The organism is Shewanella sp. AS16, from assembly GCF_021412365.1.
GTDB lineage: Bacteria > Pseudomonadota > Gammaproteobacteria > Enterobacterales > Shewanellaceae > Shewanella > Shewanella salipaludis.
The window spans coordinates 1-316 of record NZ_JAKCLK010000140.1 but is presented as its reverse complement, the minus strand read 5'-3'; the positions used below and the strand labels follow the sequence as shown (position 1 = coordinate 316).

The window sequence follows — 316 nt, the reverse complement described above, 5'->3', positions numbered from 1 at the left end:
GGCACGCGGTGAACAATGCTTCCGTGATTCCGAGTGGGATTTGCAGTTCCATATTCAGGTAGCCCTGGCGACGCAGAACTCCGCCCTGGCGGCTATCGTTGAAAAAATGTGGACCCAGCGTAGTCATAACCCGTACTGGAAAAAACTGCACGAACACATTGATGCCCGTACCGTCGATAACTGGTGTGATGACCACGATCAAATCCTCAAGGCGCTGATTCGCAAAGATCCTCATGCTGCTAAGCTGGCAATGTGGCAGCACCTGGAAAACACCAAGATCATGTTATTTAACGAAACCAGCGACGATTTCGAGTTC

At 50.6% G+C, this 316-nt stretch carries 1 protein-coding gene; it reads left to right on the top strand.

Annotation, left to right across the window (positions count from 1 at the left end):
- Positions 1-316, top strand: a 316-nt coding sequence (locus tag LZP73_RS19700) for an FCD domain-containing protein (RefSeq protein ID WP_234236605.1), incomplete at both ends; no start/stop codon positions are given.